The sequence below is a fragment of the Streptomyces huiliensis genome, from assembly GCF_020037025.1.
GTDB lineage: Bacteria > Actinomycetota > Actinomycetes > Streptomycetales > Streptomycetaceae > Streptomyces > Streptomyces huiliensis.
Window position 1 is genome coordinate 1 of the sequence record NZ_JAIQLH010000191.1, and the last position, 14684, is coordinate 14684.

A 14684-nucleotide genomic window follows, 5' to 3' on the forward strand; every position below is an offset into this window, starting at 1 on the left:
GCACGGGCCCGTGCCGGAGGGAGAGGACGACCCGGCCGCCGGGGGCGACGAGACCGCACACGGTCGCCATGGCCGCCCGCCGCTCCTCCTCGTCCAGGTGCATCCACACGGCGGTGAGCAGGACCAGGTCGAACCGCCGCCCCCGCAGGGCCCGCAGTCCGGGGAGCACGTCGTCGACCCACTCGATGTCCCGGTCCGCGTGCAGCCGGCGGCCCGCCGCGCGGAACGCGGCCGTCGGTTCCACCGCGACGACGCGGTGTCCCCGCGCGGCCAGCGCGGCGGCGTCCCGTCCGCTGCCCGCCCCGATGTCGAGGACGGTGCAAGGCCGTTCGGGGAACAGGTGCAGCACCTCGCGGTGCACCTCGGCGAAGTCCACGCTCTCGTACTGCTCGGCGAGCGCTTCGGCGGCCTCGCCGTAGCCGGCCGTACTGGACGTGGGGAGGGGCGGGATGGGGGTCTCGTGGTTCACACCGCCGCACTCTAGGTGGGGAAGCGCGCCCTCCGCTCGGCGGTTCACGGGCCGCCTCGTATCCGCCGCCGCCGGCGGTGGGCGGCCAGCACGTCCCGTACCCTCAGGGCGGCCGGCGCGCCCGCCGCGACGAGCAGTGTGGACAGCAGGTTTCCGAACAGGTCGTGCGTGACGAAGTCGTACACGGCGGTCCGGCGCGCGTCAGCGGTGCCGGACCGCGCGCCGTGCTCCTTCGCGTACGCCGAGGTCACCGACGTCCGGCACCATCCCCCGGCTACCGGCGTCGTGCGTGGCCGCCGTGCCGCACCGCTCTCGCGGGGCCCGGCGGTCCGGTACCGCGTCCAGTCTGCACCCGTACCGGGCGGAGGGGAAGCGGGCCGCCGCGCACGGCCGTTGGGGCTATTGGGGCTTCGCCACCGCTCAGCCGTAGGAGATGCCGGAGCAGATGTCGTCGTCGGCGGAGCGGGCCTCGTCGGTGACCCGGGAGGGCACCTTGGAGGGTGCCGGCGCGGAGGGTGCGGGGGTGTCCGGCGCGGGGTGGGACGCGTAGGAGCTGCCGAGGACGACGTCGATGCCCGCGGCGGTGGAGGACCGCAGTTCCGCGCCCGGGAAGTGGTCGGCGACGGTGCGCGCGCGGTCGCGGAGGCCCGGGCCGTAGGTGACGACGGTCGTCCGCCCGTCCCCGGCCGCCGCCCGCTCGCGGGGCGGGGCGTCGCCGGTGGCGGTGACCGTGAAGCCCGCTGCCCGCAGCGCGCCGGCGGCCTTGGCCGCCAGGCCCGGCACGGTCGTGCCGTTGTGCACGCCGACGCTGATCCCGGCGCCGGAGGAGGGCGAGGGTTCCGGGCGCCGTGACGGGCCGGCGGACGGGCCGGCGGAAGGCCCGGCGGACAGGCTCCGGCCGCCGCCGGTCTCCTTGCCGTCGAGGGTGCGGTCGTGCCGCAGGGCGTCCCACAGGGCGTCGGCGTCGGGCTGGACGATCGCCACCCGGCTGCCCTGGTAACGCCAGGGCAGGGTGACGAACTTGGTGTCGTGCAGGTCCACGTCCTTGAGCGACATGGCGAAGGAGAGCAGCTTCCGCGCCGAGTCGAGGCCCGGGTCGACGGTCAGGGAGCGGGTGGCGGCGTCGGCCAGCGGCAGCAGCGTGGTGGGGTCGAGGCCCTCGCCCTTCACCTTCTTCAGGAGGGCGCCGACGAAAGCCTGTTGGCGCCGGATCCGGCCGATGTCGGAGCCGTCGCCCAGGCCGTGCCGGAGCCGCACGTAGTCGAGGGCCTTCTGCCCGGAGACGGTCTGCGGCCCCTTGGCGAAGATGCGGTCGCCGCGCGACCCGCGGTGAGGGTTGAGGTCGCCCTGGTAGACGTCGCCGGGGAGGCACACCCGGACCCCGCCGACGGCCGAGGTCATCGCGGCGAACCCGGCGAAGTCGACGACGACGGTGTGGTCGACGCGCAGGCCGGTGAGCTTCTCCACCACGTTCTGGGTGCAGGCGGGGTTGCCCTTGGCCGTGAGGCCCACGGAGAAGGCCGAGTTGAACATGGCGCCGGACCTCGGTTCGGTCCACGTCCCGTCCGGCAGCCGGCAGGGCGGGATGTCGACCAGGGTGTCCCGGGGGATCGACACCGCGACGGCGTGCTTCCGGTCGGCGTAGACGTGCAGGAGGAACGCGGTGTCGGAGCGGCCGACGTCCCCCTCTCCCCCGCCGAGCCCGCTGTTGGCCCCGGACCGCGAGTCCGAGCCGATGACGAGGACGTTCCGGCCGCCCTGCCCGCCCGCGGGCCGGTTCTTGGACAGCCCGCCGGCGTCGAAGCTGTCGATGTTGCCGTCGAGCCGGAGGTAGAACCACACCCCTCCCGCGAGTAGCAGGAGGACACAGGCCGCGGCCGAGACCGACAGGACGCGTATCCGGCCGCGCCGGCGCCGCTTCAGCCGCGTGGTCCGCCGGCCGCCCTGCCGTCCGGCCCGGGTGGCGCGCGTGGCGCGGGTCATATGCACACCTTCATCCGCAATTTCATGGTTGCGCAATATAGCAAGTATGAAGCACGGCGCGATCGGGCGGCGCCCGGGCGGACAGCGCGCCTCCGCGCGGCGCGCGTACGGGACTTCGGCGGGTTGCCCGCTGGGTAAGGATTTCCGGGCAGACCGCCCACCCGGCCGCCGTTCCGGACGAGAAGCCGCCGACCACCCGCACAGGCCGCCGCGGAGGGCCGCGAGCCGAACCCCCTCCCCGGCGCGCCCGCACGGCTCCAGGCGCCCATCACTCAAGGCGTCCACCGCCCAGGCACCCACCGCCCCAGGCACCCACCGCTCCAGGCACCGACCGCGACGAGGAGGACCGTGGCAATGCCGAGCACCGACCCCACGCGGACCGAAGACCGGGCCGACTTCGAGCAGGTCCTCGAACAGGGCCTCAACTCACCCCGCATCACCGAGGCGCTCCGGACCCACACCGCCGTGTCCGCAGACCGGCTACGCGCCTGGGCGCTGGAGTCGCGCGCGGCCATCGCCGCCGCCGCGATCCCCGAGTACCGCGCCTACCTCGAAGCCCGCTCGGCGCGCCACCGCGGCACGCCGTCCCCGCTCGGGAACGGACTGGGCGCGCTGGCCGTTCTCCTCCCGGCCCTCGCGGCCGCCGCGGCGGCGGTGTTCCTCGTCCTGGGGTACGGCTTCCGGCTCCTCGGTGTCCAGGCCCGGCTCGCGCACGGGCTGCAGGCCGCCGGCTGGATGGCGGTGGCGGTGGCGACCGCGGCGGTGCTGCTCGGCGTCGTCGGGGTGCTGGTGATCGCGGTACGCAACCGCACGTCCCGTCCGGCCGCTTCGGGCGGCGAGCGCGTGGCGGAGGCCCGCGCCGCCTGGCAGCGGGCCCTGCTGGAACGCGGGGTGCTGCCGTTCCTCCGCCACCAGATCGAGGAGGCGGACCGGCAGCCGGAGTAACGCAATGATTTCTTGCTTGCGCAATTAGGAAACTATAGGGTCCCACCTGGGGTTGTCCTCGGGAACGGTCGGGGACGGCCCTGCCGATCGCGACTCTTCTGGAGGAAAGTTCATGGCAGTGACCCTGGCCAAGGGCGGCAACGTCTCGCTGAGCAAGGAGGCGCCGGGCCTGACCGCCGTCACCGTCGGACTGGGCTGGGACGTCCGCACCACGACCGGTGCCGACTACGACCTGGACGCCTCCGCCCTGCTGTGCGACGCCAACGGCAAGGTGCCCTCGGACGGGCACTTCGTCTTCTTCAACAACCTTCGCAGCCCCGAGGGTTCGGTCGTCCACTCCGGCGACAACCTGACCGGCGGCGGTGACGGCGACGACGAGCAGATCCAGGTCGACCTGGTCTCCGTCCCGGCCGACGTCGACAAGATAGTCTTCCCGGTCTCCATCTACGACGCCGCCCAGCGCGGCCAGAGCTTCGGACAGGTGCGCAACGCCTTCATCCGCGTGGTGAACCGGGCCGACGGCCGCGAACTCGCCCGCTACGACCTGACGGAGGACGCGTCCACCGAGACCGCCATGGTCTTCGGCGAGCTCTACCGCCACGGTCCGGAGTGGAAGTTCCGCGCGATCGGCCAGGGTTACGCCTCGGGCCTCGCGGGCATCGCCCAGGATTACGGCGTACGAGTCTGAACGACGCCCACGGGTTCCGCCCCAGGCCCGGACACCGGTAGCGTCCCGGGATGACCACGCCACCCCCGGCCCCCCTCCTCTCCCGCGCCCTCGACGCCCCGGGCGAGCCGCCCCTGCGGCCGCTGCCGCCGGTGGTGGCGGAACTCCTGCGTTCGCTGGAAGCCCCGCCCCGCCTGGCGGCGCACCTGCGCCTGGTCCACGACGTCGCGGTCGAACTCACCGCCTGGGTACGGGACCACGCTCCGCGTGCGGCCGTCGACCGTGACGCGGTCCACTTCGGCGCGGCGACCCACGACGTGGGCAAGGTCCTCTACCCGGGGGAACTGACGGGCCCCGGCTCGGCCCACGAGCCGGCCGGCCGGGACCTGCTCCTCCGCCACGGCTTCCCCCCGGCCCTGGCCCGGTTCGCCGCCACCCACGCGAGCTGGGGCGACCCCGCCGTGACGATCGAGGACCTCCTGGTCAGCCTCGCCGACAAGGTGTGGAAGGACCGGCGCGTCCCCGACCTGGAGGACAGGCTCGTCCGCGAGCTGGCCGACGCGACGGGAAGGGAGCCCTGGCAGGAGTACCTCGCCCTCGACGAGGTGCTCACCTGCCTCGGCGCGGAGGCCGGCCGCCGGCTCGCCTTCCAGGCGGCGTTCCCCGTGGGCGGGTGAAGCCGCTGCCGGACGGAGTTCACGGGGTGCGGGGCGGGACCGGAGCAGGAGCAGAGGCGATGTCGTTCGTGTGCCGGCCGGGCGGACGTTTCGCGCTCTCCGCGCCCGAACGCGCGTAGGATCCGAACTCATGACCAGCGCCCTGCTCGTGATGGACGTCCAACAGGCCATCGTGGACACAGTCGTCGACGACCCCGCGTACCTGCCCCGGCTGCGCCGGGCGATCGACGGGGCGCGGGACGCCGACCTCCCCGTCGTCTACGTGGTCATCGCGCTCCGTCCCGGATTCCCGGAAGTCGGCTCACACAACAGGCCCCTCAGCGCCATCAAACAAGCCGGTCTGTACGTCGAGGGGGCGCCCGGCACCGAGATCCACCCCGAGGTCGCGCCACGGCCGGGCGACGTGGTGGTCACCAAGCGGCGGGCGAGCGCCTTCTCGGGCAGCGATCTCGACATGGTGCTGAGGGCGCGCGGCATCGACGGGCTCGTCCTCACCGGCATCGCCACCAGCGCCGTGGTCCTCTCCACCCTGTGCCAGGCGAACGACCTCGACTTCGGCCTCACCGTCCTCCCCGACGCCTGCGTGGACCCGGACCCGGAACTGCACCGGGCCCTCGTCGAGCGGCTGTTCCCGCAGTGGGCGGACGTCGTCGCGGTCGACGACTGGCTCAAGACGCTCAAGACGCTCAAGACGCTCGCGTGAGCCTGAACACCCGGAACACGCGACACGCCCGCTTCGCCGTCGGCGAGTTGAGCATGGCGGACGCGGACATCGCGGCACAGGTCCACCGCGTCGGCCGGCGCGCCTACGCGGTCGAGGCGGAGCTGATCGGCTTCGCCGGCATCCCCGCGCTGCGGGAGAGCCTGGCGGAGCTGCGGGCCCAACCCCTGCGCTGGCTCGGCGCGCTGGACGAAGGGGGCCGGGTCGCCGCGTTCGTCGCCTGGGACGAGCCGGGCGGTGAATCGGCGGTCGACATTCACCGGGTGTGCGTGGATCCCGCCCGGTTCCGGCACGGACTGGCGTCGCGGCTGCTCCGCCACCTGCTGACGGAACTCGCCCCGGCCGGTGACGCGCTGGTGAGCACCGGCGCGGACAACCGCCCGGCCGTCCGGCTCTACGAGCGGCTCGGCTTCGTCCGCGTCGGCACCTTCGAGCCGGTTCCGGGGCTGTCACTCGCCCGCTTCCGGCTGGTGAGGGAAGCCACCGGCGAGCCGCATAGTACTGTGGCCGAAGTGGCACACCCTTAGTACTACGCTCGGAGTGATCAATGGCACGACGGAACGACCAGCGCCGCGCCGCCCTCGTCGACGCCGCGATCGAGGTGCTGGCCAGGGAAGGCGCGCGCGGGCTGACGTTCCGGGCGGTGGACGCCGAGGCCGGCGTGCCCACGGGCACCGCGTCCAACTACTTCGCCAACCGCGACGATCTGCTGACCCAGGCCGGTGCGCGCGTCTACGAGCGGCTCCGGCCCGACGAGGCCACGATCGCCCGCCAGCGGGCGGCGGGCCGCGACCGGGAGACGTACGCGGAGCTGATGCGCGAGGTCATCGGCCGCGTCTCCGCCTTCCGCACCGGCTACCTGGCCCTGCTCGAACTCCGCCTGGAGGCCACCCGCCGCCCCGAACTGCGCAAGGTCCTCACCGAGCGGGTCCGGGCCGACGTCGACGCCAACCTCGCCTACCACGAGGCCTCGGGACTCCCCGGCGACGCCATGGCCGTCAAACTGCTCATCGCGACGTTCAACTGGCTGATCGTCGAACAGCTCACCCTGCCGGACGTCTTCTCGGAGGCGGAGCGCGAGGAACTGGTGCGGGCCGCGGTGGAGCGCATCGTCACCGAGGAATGAGCAGTGGATTCCGGCTCATCCCGTTCGCCCCTGAAAAGGACGAGATCAAGGGTGGCCGGATCTCCTCGCTCCGGCGTTCTTCCTTCCGGCTCCGCTCAACGGGTGGGCGGTCCGGGCGAGTCCTGTCTTCCGTACGCACCACGACGGTTCCGAACGGAGACGGGAGAGGCAGATGAGCATAGGAAGAGCACGGCGGGCCCTGCTCGCCGCGGCGGCGGCCGTGACGGTGGCCGCGACCGCCGCCACCTCCGCGGTGGCGGCCCCGACGGCCCCAACAGCCCCTGCGGGCCCCGCGGCCCCGGCGTCCGACGGCCACGCGCCGCACCGGGCGACGCAGGCCGCGCTGGAGGCGCAGGTACAGGCCGGGGTGCCCGGGGTACTGGCGGAGGCGCGGGACGCGAACGGGCGGTGGACCGGCTCCGCGGGCGTCGCGGATCTACGGACGTACCGCGAGCGCCTGCCCCAGGACCGCTTCCGGATCGGAAGCATCAGCAAAGTGTTCAGCTCGGTCGTCCTCCTCCAGCTGGAGGCGGAGGGCAAGGTCGACCTCGACGACACGCTGGAGCACCGGCTGCCCGGCGTCGTCCGGGGCAACGGGAACGACGGCGGCCGCATCACCATCCGCCAGGTGCTCAACCACACCAGCGGCCTCTTCAACTACACGGAGGACGAGAAGTTCCAGAAGGAGCTCAGCACGGACTTCTTCAAGCACCGCTACGACACCCGCGAGCCGGCCGACCTCCTGCGCACCGCCCTGTCCCACCGGCCGGACTTCCGGCCCGGCACGGACTGGCACTACTCCAACACCAACTACGTCGTCGCCGGGATGCTCATCGAGAAGCTGACCGGCCACTCCTACGCCGACGAGATCAGGCACCGCGTCGTCAAGCCGCTGGGCCTGCGCGCCACGACGCTGCCGGGCACCTCGCCGGGTATCCCCGGCCCGCACGGGCGGGGATACAGCAAGCTCTCCGACGACCCGGCCGCGAAAATCCATGACACCACCGAGCAGAACCCGTCGTGGGCCTGGGCGGCAGGCGAGATCATCTCCACCACGGGTGACCTCAACCGCTTCTACAACGCCCTGCTCGGCGGCCGGCTCCTGCCCGAGCGGCAGCAGCGCGAGCTGCTGACCACCGTGCCGAGCAAGGGCGAGCCGGGAGAGACCGGGTACGGGCTGGGCATCAGCAAGGCCGTCACCTCCTGCGGCACACCGGTCTGGCTGCACAGCGGGGGCATCCAGGGGTCCACGTCCCTGGCCGTCTCGTCGCCCGACGGGCGTCACACCGCGGCGTTCAACCTGAACGGCGACTGGACCGGCGACCTGGCCGCCCTCGTCGACGCCGAGTACTGCGGCATCGTCCCCGCCGACGGGAAGGCGGGTGACCGGACGCTCCGTCGGCTGACCGCACTGCGCTGACCCGCTCCGCCGAGGCGGAGCCGCCTCAGGGGTGCGGGACCACCGCGACCGGGCCGGGCGCGTGGTGCAGGGCCGCCAGGGCGACCGGCCCGAGGCGGTGGACGCCGTGCCGCCCGGGCAGCCGGCGGCCGACGACCACGAGCGCGGCCCCGGCACCGTGGGTGAGCAGGACCTGGGCCGCGCTGCCCGTCTCGGTGTGCGTGGCCACGTCCACCGCCGGGTGACGCGCGCGCCACGGCCGCAGGAGCTCGTCGAGGCCGCGGCGCTCGCGTTCGTCCATCCCCTCGCCCTCCTCGGCGAGCCACAGGGAGCCGGGGCTCCAGGCGAAGACCGGCGGGACCGTCCAGGCGCGTACGGCCCGCAGCCGCGCACCCGTCCGCTCGGCCGCGGCGAACGCGAAGTCCAGTACGGGGGCGCCGAGTTCGGTCAGGTCCTGCACGCCCACGACGACCTCGTCCGCGGCCGGCCCGTCCGCGTACCGCCGGCTCCGCCACCCGTCGTCCCGCGGGCCGCGGACGACCACGACCGGGCCGGTGGCCTGGCGCAGCACGTGCAGGCCGACGGATCCGAGCAGGTGGCCGACGACGGTGCCGTGGCCGCGCGAGCCGATAACCAGCAGGTCGGCTCCGGCGGCCTCGGCGATGAGGGCGGGGACGGGGTCGGCGGCCAGTTGCCGGGTGGTGACGGTGAGGCCGGGGTGGTTCTTGGCCGCCCGCTCCCCCGCGTCGTGCAGCACGTCGGCCGCCCAGCGTTCCCGCGCCTCGGTCTCCTCGGCGGAGACCACGGCGCGCGGGCGCCGTACGGAGGCGTGGACCAGGCACAGCTCCATGCCGCGCCGCGCGGCCTCGGCCGCCGCCCAGTCGGCCGCGGCGAGGCTGTGGTCGTTTCCGTCGACTCCGACGGCGATGGTGCCGGGCATGGAACCCTCCTGGGGACACGGGAGCGCGGGGCACACGGGGTCACCCCGGGCGGGAACTCCCGCCGCGTCCACCGTTGCCGCCGCGACGCGTCGCCCGGAAGGGCCGAAGGGCCCTCCGGCCGGGCCCGAACGGGCCCGTCGGCCCTGCTCGCGCGGCCGGATCCGGCGGCTGGACCCCACGGCGGGATCCAATGACTGGATCAACGGCTGCTTCCCACGCCCGGCTCCCCCGGCTAGGGCGACCGGACCGGCAGCGCCCGCGCCGCGCTCGGGCGGCGGCGTCCGCGGGACCGCAGGGCGGCGAGCCCGAAGGCGACTCCGCCGAGGACGAACCAGGGGTTCCAGAGCGCCAGCGTCCAGGCCCGCTGCGCCTCGCTCACCGAGGCGTCCAGGTGCGCGGCGCCGGTCAGCAGCAGCACCTCGACGCCGATGCCGCGGGTCAGCAGGAGGGCGCCGACGCCCCATCCCAGCCATCTCGCCGGCGGCGCGAGGACGCTCCCGGGCCGGGGCCGGGTGAGCAGCCGGGCGAGCAGCGCGCCGAGGACGCAGAGCGCGCCCACGCCCCACAGGCCGAACACGACGAACCACAGGGGGCGTTCGGTGGCCAACGGGCCGGCGGAGACGCTCAGCCCCACGTCCCCGCCGAGGGCCCAGTAGAAGTGGGCTCCGGCGAACGCGGCGGCCCACCAGAACGCGATGCGCCCCCACAGCGCCGACGGCTCGGCGCCCGGTGCGCCAGGTCCCCCCGGTGCGCGCCTCACCGCCGGTCCTCACGGGGACGGCCGTCGGCGCGGGGGCCGTCGGCGTGCGGCGGCACCACGATGAACGCGGTGCCCTTGGCCAGGTCGACGCTGGAGCGGGGCGGGGCCCCGTCGCTCTCGTCGTCCCGCTCCAGCAGCTCCACCCGCCGCTGTTCCAGCTCCACCGTCTTGTTCCCGTTCATAACCGTCGTGATCTCGTCGAAGGCGATGTTCGACAACGACCGTCCCGAGCGCCTGCGGAGCCACGGGAACAGGCCCAGCCCCGTCACCCACCGCCACCCGCTCTCCAGCAGGGCGAACAAGGCTATGAGACACACGAACGCCGGAAACGACATGGCCCACATCGCCACGGCTGACCCCCCGTCATCTTCGACACCACCGACGGTCGGGGAACGGCGAGGGACGGCGCGTCGTCCCCGTTCGGCGCGGGCCGGTAGGACGACGTCCGCGTCAGCGCCGCGAGGGGACCCCCGTCACGGACTGACCGCCAGCACCACGTACGCCGCCAGCAGCGACAAGTGCACGCCGCCCTGGAGCGGTGTGGCCCGTCCCGGGATCACCGTCAGCGTGCCGACGGCGACGGTGAGGGCGAGCAGGACCATGTGGCTCGCGCCCAGGCCGAGGACGAGCGGCCCCTCCAGCCAGACGGAGGCGGCGGCGACCGCCGGGATGGTCAGGCCGATGCTCGCCATGGCCGAGCCGAGGCCGAGGTTGAGGCTGGTCTGGACGCGGTCGCGGCGTGCGGCGCGGACGGCGGCGATGGTCTCCGGCAGCAGGACCAGGAGGGCGATGACGACGCCGACGACCGACGCCGGCAGGCCGGCCGCGGCGACGCCGGACTCGATGACCGGGGAGACGCCCTTGGCCAGGCCGACGACGGAGATCAGGGCGACGCCCATCAGGCCGAGGCTGGTCAGCGCGGTGCGGGCGGACGGCGGGTCGGCGTGGTCGTCGGTGTCGATGACCACGCCGGCGGCCGTCACGGGCAGGAAGTAGTCCCGGTGCCGTACGGTCTGGGTCGCCACGAACAGGCCGTAGAGGATCAGGGCCGCCAGCGCGGCGAAGACGAGCTGGGCGGCGGAGAACCGCGGCCCGGGGGTGCTGGTGGTGAACGTGGGCAGGGCCAGGCTGAGGCCCGCCAGGGTCGCCACGGTGCCGAAGGCCGCGGCCGTGCCCTCGGCGTTGAAGACGGCCACCCGCCGCCGGAGCGCTCCCACCAGCAGGGACAGGCCGACGATGCCGTTGCAGGTGATCATGACGGCGGCGAAGACGGTGTCCCGGGCGAGCGAACTGCTCTTCTCCCCGCCGTCGGCCATCAGCGTGACGATGAGGGCCACCTCGATGACGGTCACCGCCAGGGCCAGGACGAGCGAGCCGAAGGGTTCGCCGACCCGGTGCGCGACGACTTCCGCGTGGTGCACGGCGGAGAGCACCGCGGCGGCCAGACAGCAGCTCACGACGGCCACCAGGCCGGGGGACAGCGACCGCCCCCAGGTCAGCGCGAGGACGGCGGCGGCCAGGACGGGCGCGCCCACCGGCCAGTGCGCCAGGAGAGAGCGGAACCGAGCGCTCATGAGCCGATCCTCGCAGATCGCCCGATACGCGCACGTTTTCCGTCGCCGAACGTGACGATCACCGTGCGTGAGGCGATCGTCCGAATATCGGACGCGGCCCGCACCGCCTCACCCCTTTCCTCATAATCGAGACCTCCCGATCTCGCATATTGGACAGGCATGACCATGAGCCGGACACTGACGCCCACTCCGCCGCCCCCGGGCGGCGGGCCCGCAACCGACATACCGCCCGCCGGCGACGCCTCGCGGCCGAGCCCCTCGGGCTCGCTGTCGAACGGCCTCAAGCAGCGGCACCTGTCGATGATCGCGCTCGGTGGGGTCATCGGCGCGGGCCTGTTCGTCGGCTCCGGCGCGGGCATCGCCGCCGCCGGGCCGTCGATCGTGCTGGCCTACGCGGTGTCCGGCCTGCTCGTGATGTTCGTGATGCGCATGCTCGGCGAGATGTCCGCCGCCAACCCGGCGTCCGGCTCGTTCTCCGTGCACGCGGACCGGGCCATCGGCCCGTGGGCCGGCTTCACGGCCGGCTGGATGTTCTGGACGCTGCTGGTGGTGGGCGTGGCGATCGAGGCGATCGGCGCCGCCCACATCCTCCAGGGCTGGTTCCCCGGCACCCCGTCCTGGATGTGGGTGCTGATCCTGATGGCGGTGTTCTGCGGTACGAACCTGGCGTCCGTCGCGCACTTCGGCGAGTTCGAGTTCTGGTTCGCGGCCCTGAAGATCGGCGCCATCGCCCTCTTCCTGGGCCTCGGCGTGCTGGCGGTCTGCGGCGTCCTGCCCGGCAGCGACTCCCCCGGCACCGCGCACCTCCTGCACGACGGCGGCTTCCTGCCCAACGGCACGGACGGGCTGCTGATCGGACTGCTGGCCTCGGTCGCCGCCTACGGCGGCCTGGAGACGGTCACCATCGCCGCCGCCGAGTCCGAGAGCCCCGTGCGCGGCGTGGCCAAGGCGGTCCGGACGACGATGTGGCGGATCGGCGTCGTCTACGTCGGGTCGATGCTGGTGATCGTCACGCTGCTCCCGTGGAACGACGAGGCCGTCACCGAGCAGGGCCCGTACGCGGCCGTGCTGGACCGGCTCGGCGTGCCGGGCGGCGGTCAGATCATGAACGTGGTCGTGCTGATCGCGCTGCTGTCGGCGATGAACGCCAACATCTACGGCTCGTCGCGCATGGCCTTCTCGCTGGTGGCGCGGGGGCAGGGCCCGAAGTTCCTGGGCCGGGTCTCGGGCGGGATCCCGCGTCGCGCGGTGCTCGCCTCGTCGGGCTTCGGTTTCTTCGCCGTCCTGCTCTCCTTCTGGTGGCCCACCACGGTCTTCGCCTGGCTGCTCAACATGGTCGGCGGTGTGGTGCTGGTCGTGTGGGGGTTCATCGCCGTCTCCCAGCTGCTGCTGCGCCGCCGGCTGGAGCGCGAGGCGCCCGGCAGGCTGGTGGTCCGGATGTGGGGCTTCCCGTATCTGACGTGGGTGACGCTGGCCGGCGTGGCCGGGGTGCTGGTGCTGATGACGCTCGACGCGGACACCCGGGTGCAGCTGTACTTCACGGGCGGCCTGGCGCTGACCCTGGCCCTGGTCGGACGGCTGCGGCAGCGCACCGGGAGTCGCTGACCGCCCGGTTCCGACCGCCCTCGGCCCCTTCACCGGAGAGGCCGCTTCCCGTACGGACGGGGAGCGGCCTCTCCGGCTTTCTCGTGTGGCGCGGGCGCGGCGGGACCGCACCGGATGTCCGCTCTGGCCGGAATGACGCGGTCACCTGCCGATGGCAGGTTCTCGCCCTCGACCCCTCCCTGGCGGGCCTGTTGACTCGGCTCACGCACTCGCACAGTAGAACGTTGTACGAACCTGTGCACCGCTCAGCCCCCACCCGGCCACCGCGTCCAGCGCGCCGACCGACCGCCCGAGGAGTCACCGTGAAACCCCTGCACACCGCCCTCGCCCTGAGCGCCGCCGCCCTCGCCTGCACCGCCGCCCTGGCGACCCCGGCCGGCGCGGCCGGCCAGGCCCCCGTCAAGCCCGCGAAGTTCTGCACCTACATCGTCGACACCGGCCAGTCGGGCTGTTTCTCCAGTGAGTCGAAGGCGGCCGCCGCCTTCGGCACGCAGACGCAGGCATACAAGGATCTCGGCAGAATCTGGAGCGACTCCAACTCCGGTGGCAACCAGCTCACCTTCCGCGGCAGCCAGGGCTGCGGCTGGCGCTACCCGGAGTTCGCCAGCCTGGGCGGCGACTGGAACGACAAGGTCAGCTCGGCCCAGGGCCTGGCCTGCCCGATCACCCTCTGGGAGCACAGCGACTTCCGCGGCGCCCACCAGACGTACCACGGCTACAACGCCTACGTCGGCGACGGCATGAACGACAAGGCCAGCTCGGTCAGCTTCGACCTCAACTGACCCCACCCGACCTTCGTCCAGCCCCACCGCCTCCCCGCCCGCCCGGGCACCGCCGGCCGCATACGCGCCGGCCGGTGCCCGGGCGGTTCGTCGTTCCCCCGGCTCGGTCCCCACCGGCCCGACTTCCACTGGCCCGGTCCCAACCACCCCCGGCCGTACCGGAGTAGGGCGCGTCACAGGAATAGCGGCGGCCCCTCCGGGCAGTCGCCAGTCAAGAGATCGAACACGCGACGACGCGGGCGGCCGGCGGCACGCCGGGCCATGGCCTCGTCCGTCGTCGCCCGCGGGCCACCCCTCGACCGCTCGAACGGAAAGGACGGACATGTTCTTCCTTGTCCTGGCCCTCTTCCTGCTCGGCGTCCTGACCGGGACGGCCGCGCACGTGCCGCTGTCCGTGACCCTCGTCTCCGCGGCGGCGATCCTCGTCTGGCTGGCCGCCTTCGCGGTGCGGGAACGCCGGGCGCACCGGCGGGACCGGTAAGGAGGAGCCCCGATGAACCCCTTCTCGTCCACTTCCCTGGACACGCGCAAGCCCGCCGGCCACTCCGCCGGCGGCCGCGACACGGCCGACACGCACGAACGCGCCGGCGAGTACCGGAACGCCCCCGTCCGGCCGGACGCCGGACGCCCGGACCACGCGCGCGATCCGGCCGACATCGGCCCTGATGGGCACCATCAGGCCAACCGTCCCGACAGGAACCGGAATCGGGGCCTGAATCAGGACGTCCGTTCGCGCCCCGCCACATACCGATGGGGCCGCGGACGCCGGTCCTCGGGCGCGGATCCGGCCGAACGGCGGCGGCGGAACGCCGACTTCATGGCCGTGACGTCGTTCGTCACGGGCCTGCTCGGACTGCTGATCGCCAACCTCGTCTTCGGCCCCTGCGCCATCGCGCTGGGCGCCGTCGCCCTGGCCCGTGGCACGGTCCGACGCTTCCGGGCCCGGCTGGGCATGGCGCTGGGTGCGGCCGGACTGGTGCTGTACTTCGTGCTCTCGGTGGCGGACGGAACGCCGAGCTGGCACCTCTGAGCGCC

Annotated in this window: 18 protein-coding genes; 11 read left to right on the forward strand and 7 right to left on the reverse strand. The window is 73.6% G+C overall.

Annotated features, from left to right (window positions below; genetic code table 11):
- The 3 genes from JNW98_RS26760 to JNW98_RS26770 form a co-directional block, all read right to left on the reverse strand.
- On the reverse strand, positions 1-469 hold a 469-nt coding region (locus JNW98_RS26760), incomplete at its 3' end, for a class I SAM-dependent methyltransferase (protein WP_223770871.1).
- Between the two features lie 44 nt (positions 470-513).
- A complete protein-coding gene (locus tag JNW98_RS26765; RefSeq protein ID WP_223770872.1) occupies positions 514-720 on the reverse strand; it encodes a hypothetical protein in 207 nt (68 codons plus the stop codon).
- 169 nt (positions 721-889) lie between these two features.
- Positions 890-2452 carry an LCP family protein gene (locus JNW98_RS26770; protein WP_223770873.1) on the reverse strand — a complete coding sequence of 521 codons (1563 nt, stop codon included), beginning with the start codon at positions 2450-2452 and terminating at the stop codon, positions 890-892.
- Between the two features lie 354 nt (positions 2453-2806).
- Between JNW98_RS26770 and JNW98_RS26775 the strand changes: the two genes are divergently transcribed.
- The 7 genes from JNW98_RS26775 to JNW98_RS26805 all read left to right on the forward strand — a co-directional run bounded on the left by JNW98_RS26775 (position 2807) and on the right by JNW98_RS26805 (position 8008).
- Positions 2807-3397, forward strand: coding sequence for a hypothetical protein (locus JNW98_RS26775; RefSeq protein WP_223770874.1), 591 nt, complete (start codon positions 2807-2809; stop codon positions 3395-3397).
- A gap of 112 nt (positions 3398-3509) precedes the next feature.
- A complete protein-coding gene (locus tag JNW98_RS26780; protein ID WP_223770875.1) occupies positions 3510-4085 on the forward strand; it encodes a TerD family protein in 576 nt (191 codons plus the stop codon).
- 50 nt (positions 4086-4135) lie between these two features.
- Positions 4136-4741 carry an HD domain-containing protein gene (locus JNW98_RS26785; protein ID WP_223770876.1) on the forward strand — a complete coding sequence of 202 codons (606 nt, stop codon included), beginning with the start codon at positions 4136-4138 and terminating at the stop codon, positions 4739-4741.
- Positions 4742-4871: 130 nt separating this feature from the next.
- Positions 4872-5444, forward strand: coding sequence for a cysteine hydrolase family protein (locus tag JNW98_RS26790; protein ID WP_223770877.1), 573 nt, complete (start codon positions 4872-4874; stop codon positions 5442-5444).
- Positions 5441-5989, forward strand: a complete 549-nt coding sequence (locus JNW98_RS26795) for a GNAT family N-acetyltransferase (protein WP_223770878.1) — start codon at positions 5441-5443, stop codon at positions 5987-5989. The genes JNW98_RS26790 and JNW98_RS26795 overlap by 4 nt, the downstream gene beginning before the upstream one ends.
- Before the next feature lie 20 nt (positions 5990-6009).
- Positions 6010-6588: a TetR/AcrR family transcriptional regulator gene (locus JNW98_RS26800; RefSeq protein WP_223770879.1), complete on the forward strand. Its 579-nt coding sequence runs from the start codon at positions 6010-6012 to the stop codon at positions 6586-6588.
- 172 nt (positions 6589-6760) lie between these two features.
- Positions 6761-8008, forward strand: a complete 1248-nt coding sequence (locus JNW98_RS26805; protein WP_223770880.1) for a serine hydrolase domain-containing protein — start codon at positions 6761-6763, stop codon at positions 8006-8008.
- Positions 8009-8033: 25 nt separating this feature from the next.
- Here JNW98_RS26805 and JNW98_RS26810 read toward each other — a convergent pair whose 3' ends face one another.
- The 4 genes from JNW98_RS26810 to JNW98_RS26825 form a co-directional block, all read right to left on the reverse strand.
- Positions 8034-8927, reverse strand: coding sequence for a universal stress protein (locus tag JNW98_RS26810; protein WP_223770881.1), 894 nt, complete (start codon positions 8925-8927; stop codon positions 8034-8036).
- Between the two features lie 233 nt (positions 8928-9160).
- Positions 9161-9688, reverse strand: a complete 528-nt coding sequence (locus JNW98_RS26815) for a DUF3995 domain-containing protein (protein WP_223770882.1) — start codon at positions 9686-9688, stop codon at positions 9161-9163.
- Positions 9685-10023: a DUF6191 domain-containing protein gene (locus tag JNW98_RS26820; RefSeq protein ID WP_223770883.1), complete on the reverse strand. Its 339-nt coding sequence runs from the start codon at positions 10021-10023 to the stop codon at positions 9685-9687. The genes JNW98_RS26815 and JNW98_RS26820 overlap by 4 nt, the downstream gene beginning before the upstream one ends.
- 138 nt (positions 10024-10161) lie before the next feature.
- Positions 10162-11262: a calcium:cation antiporter gene (locus JNW98_RS26825; protein ID WP_223770884.1), complete on the reverse strand. Its 1101-nt coding sequence runs from the start codon at positions 11260-11262 to the stop codon at positions 10162-10164.
- A gap of 165 nt (positions 11263-11427) precedes the next feature.
- Here JNW98_RS26825 and JNW98_RS26830 point away from each other — a divergent pair, with 165 nt between their 5' ends.
- The 4 genes from JNW98_RS26830 (at position 11428) to JNW98_RS26845 (ending at position 14679) form a co-directional block, all read left to right on the forward strand.
- Positions 11428-12867, forward strand: a complete 1440-nt coding sequence (locus tag JNW98_RS26830; RefSeq protein WP_223770885.1) for an amino acid permease — start codon at positions 11428-11430, stop codon at positions 12865-12867.
- A 302-nt stretch (positions 12868-13169) separates the two neighbouring features.
- Positions 13170-13649, forward strand: a complete 480-nt coding sequence (locus tag JNW98_RS26835) for a beta/gamma crystallin family protein (protein ID WP_223770886.1) — start codon at positions 13170-13172, stop codon at positions 13647-13649.
- Positions 13650-13971: 322 nt separating this feature from the next.
- Positions 13972-14130 carry a hypothetical protein gene (locus JNW98_RS26840; protein ID WP_004944687.1) on the forward strand — a complete coding sequence of 53 codons (159 nt, stop codon included), beginning with the start codon at positions 13972-13974 and terminating at the stop codon, positions 14128-14130.
- 12 nt (positions 14131-14142) lie between these two features.
- On the forward strand, positions 14143-14679 hold the full coding sequence (locus tag JNW98_RS26845) for a DUF4190 domain-containing protein (RefSeq protein WP_223770887.1): 537 nt from the start codon (positions 14143-14145) through the stop codon (positions 14677-14679).
- The last annotated feature ends 5 nt before the right edge of the window (positions 14680-14684 follow it).

Excerpts from the sequence above, each read along its gene's own strand:
- JNW98_RS26770 (WP_223770873.1), bottom strand. The coding sequence starts at position 2,452 with ATGACCCGCGCCACGCGCGCCACCCGGGCCGGACGGCAGGGCGGCCGG.
- JNW98_RS26775 (WP_223770874.1), top strand. The coding sequence starts at position 2,807 with ATGCCGAGCACCGACCCCACGCGGACCGAAGACCGGGCCGACTTCGAG.
- JNW98_RS26780 (WP_223770875.1), top strand. The coding sequence starts at position 3,510 with ATGGCAGTGACCCTGGCCAAGGGCGGCAACGTCTCGCTGAGCAAGGAG.
- JNW98_RS26785 (WP_223770876.1), top strand. The coding sequence starts at position 4,136 with ATGACCACGCCACCCCCGGCCCCCCTCCTCTCCCGCGCCCTCGACGCC.
- JNW98_RS26790 (WP_223770877.1), top strand. The coding sequence starts at position 4,872 with ATGACCAGCGCCCTGCTCGTGATGGACGTCCAACAGGCCATCGTGGAC.
- JNW98_RS26800 (WP_223770879.1), top strand. The coding sequence starts at position 6,010 with ATGGCACGACGGAACGACCAGCGCCGCGCCGCCCTCGTCGACGCCGCG.
- JNW98_RS26805 (WP_223770880.1), top strand. The coding sequence starts at position 6,761 with ATGAGCATAGGAAGAGCACGGCGGGCCCTGCTCGCCGCGGCGGCGGCC.
- JNW98_RS26810 (WP_223770881.1), bottom strand. The coding sequence starts at position 8,927 with ATGCCCGGCACCATCGCCGTCGGAGTCGACGGAAACGACCACAGCCTC.
- JNW98_RS26820 (WP_223770883.1), bottom strand. The coding sequence starts at position 10,023 with ATGTCGTTTCCGGCGTTCGTGTGTCTCATAGCCTTGTTCGCCCTGCTG.
- JNW98_RS26825 (WP_223770884.1), bottom strand. The coding sequence starts at position 11,262 with ATGAGCGCTCGGTTCCGCTCTCTCCTGGCGCACTGGCCGGTGGGCGCG.
- JNW98_RS26830 (WP_223770885.1), top strand. The coding sequence starts at position 11,428 with ATGAGCCGGACACTGACGCCCACTCCGCCGCCCCCGGGCGGCGGGCCC.
- JNW98_RS26840 (WP_004944687.1), top strand. The coding sequence starts at position 13,972 with ATGTTCTTCCTTGTCCTGGCCCTCTTCCTGCTCGGCGTCCTGACCGGG.
- JNW98_RS26845 (WP_223770887.1), top strand. The coding sequence starts at position 14,143 with ATGAACCCCTTCTCGTCCACTTCCCTGGACACGCGCAAGCCCGCCGGC.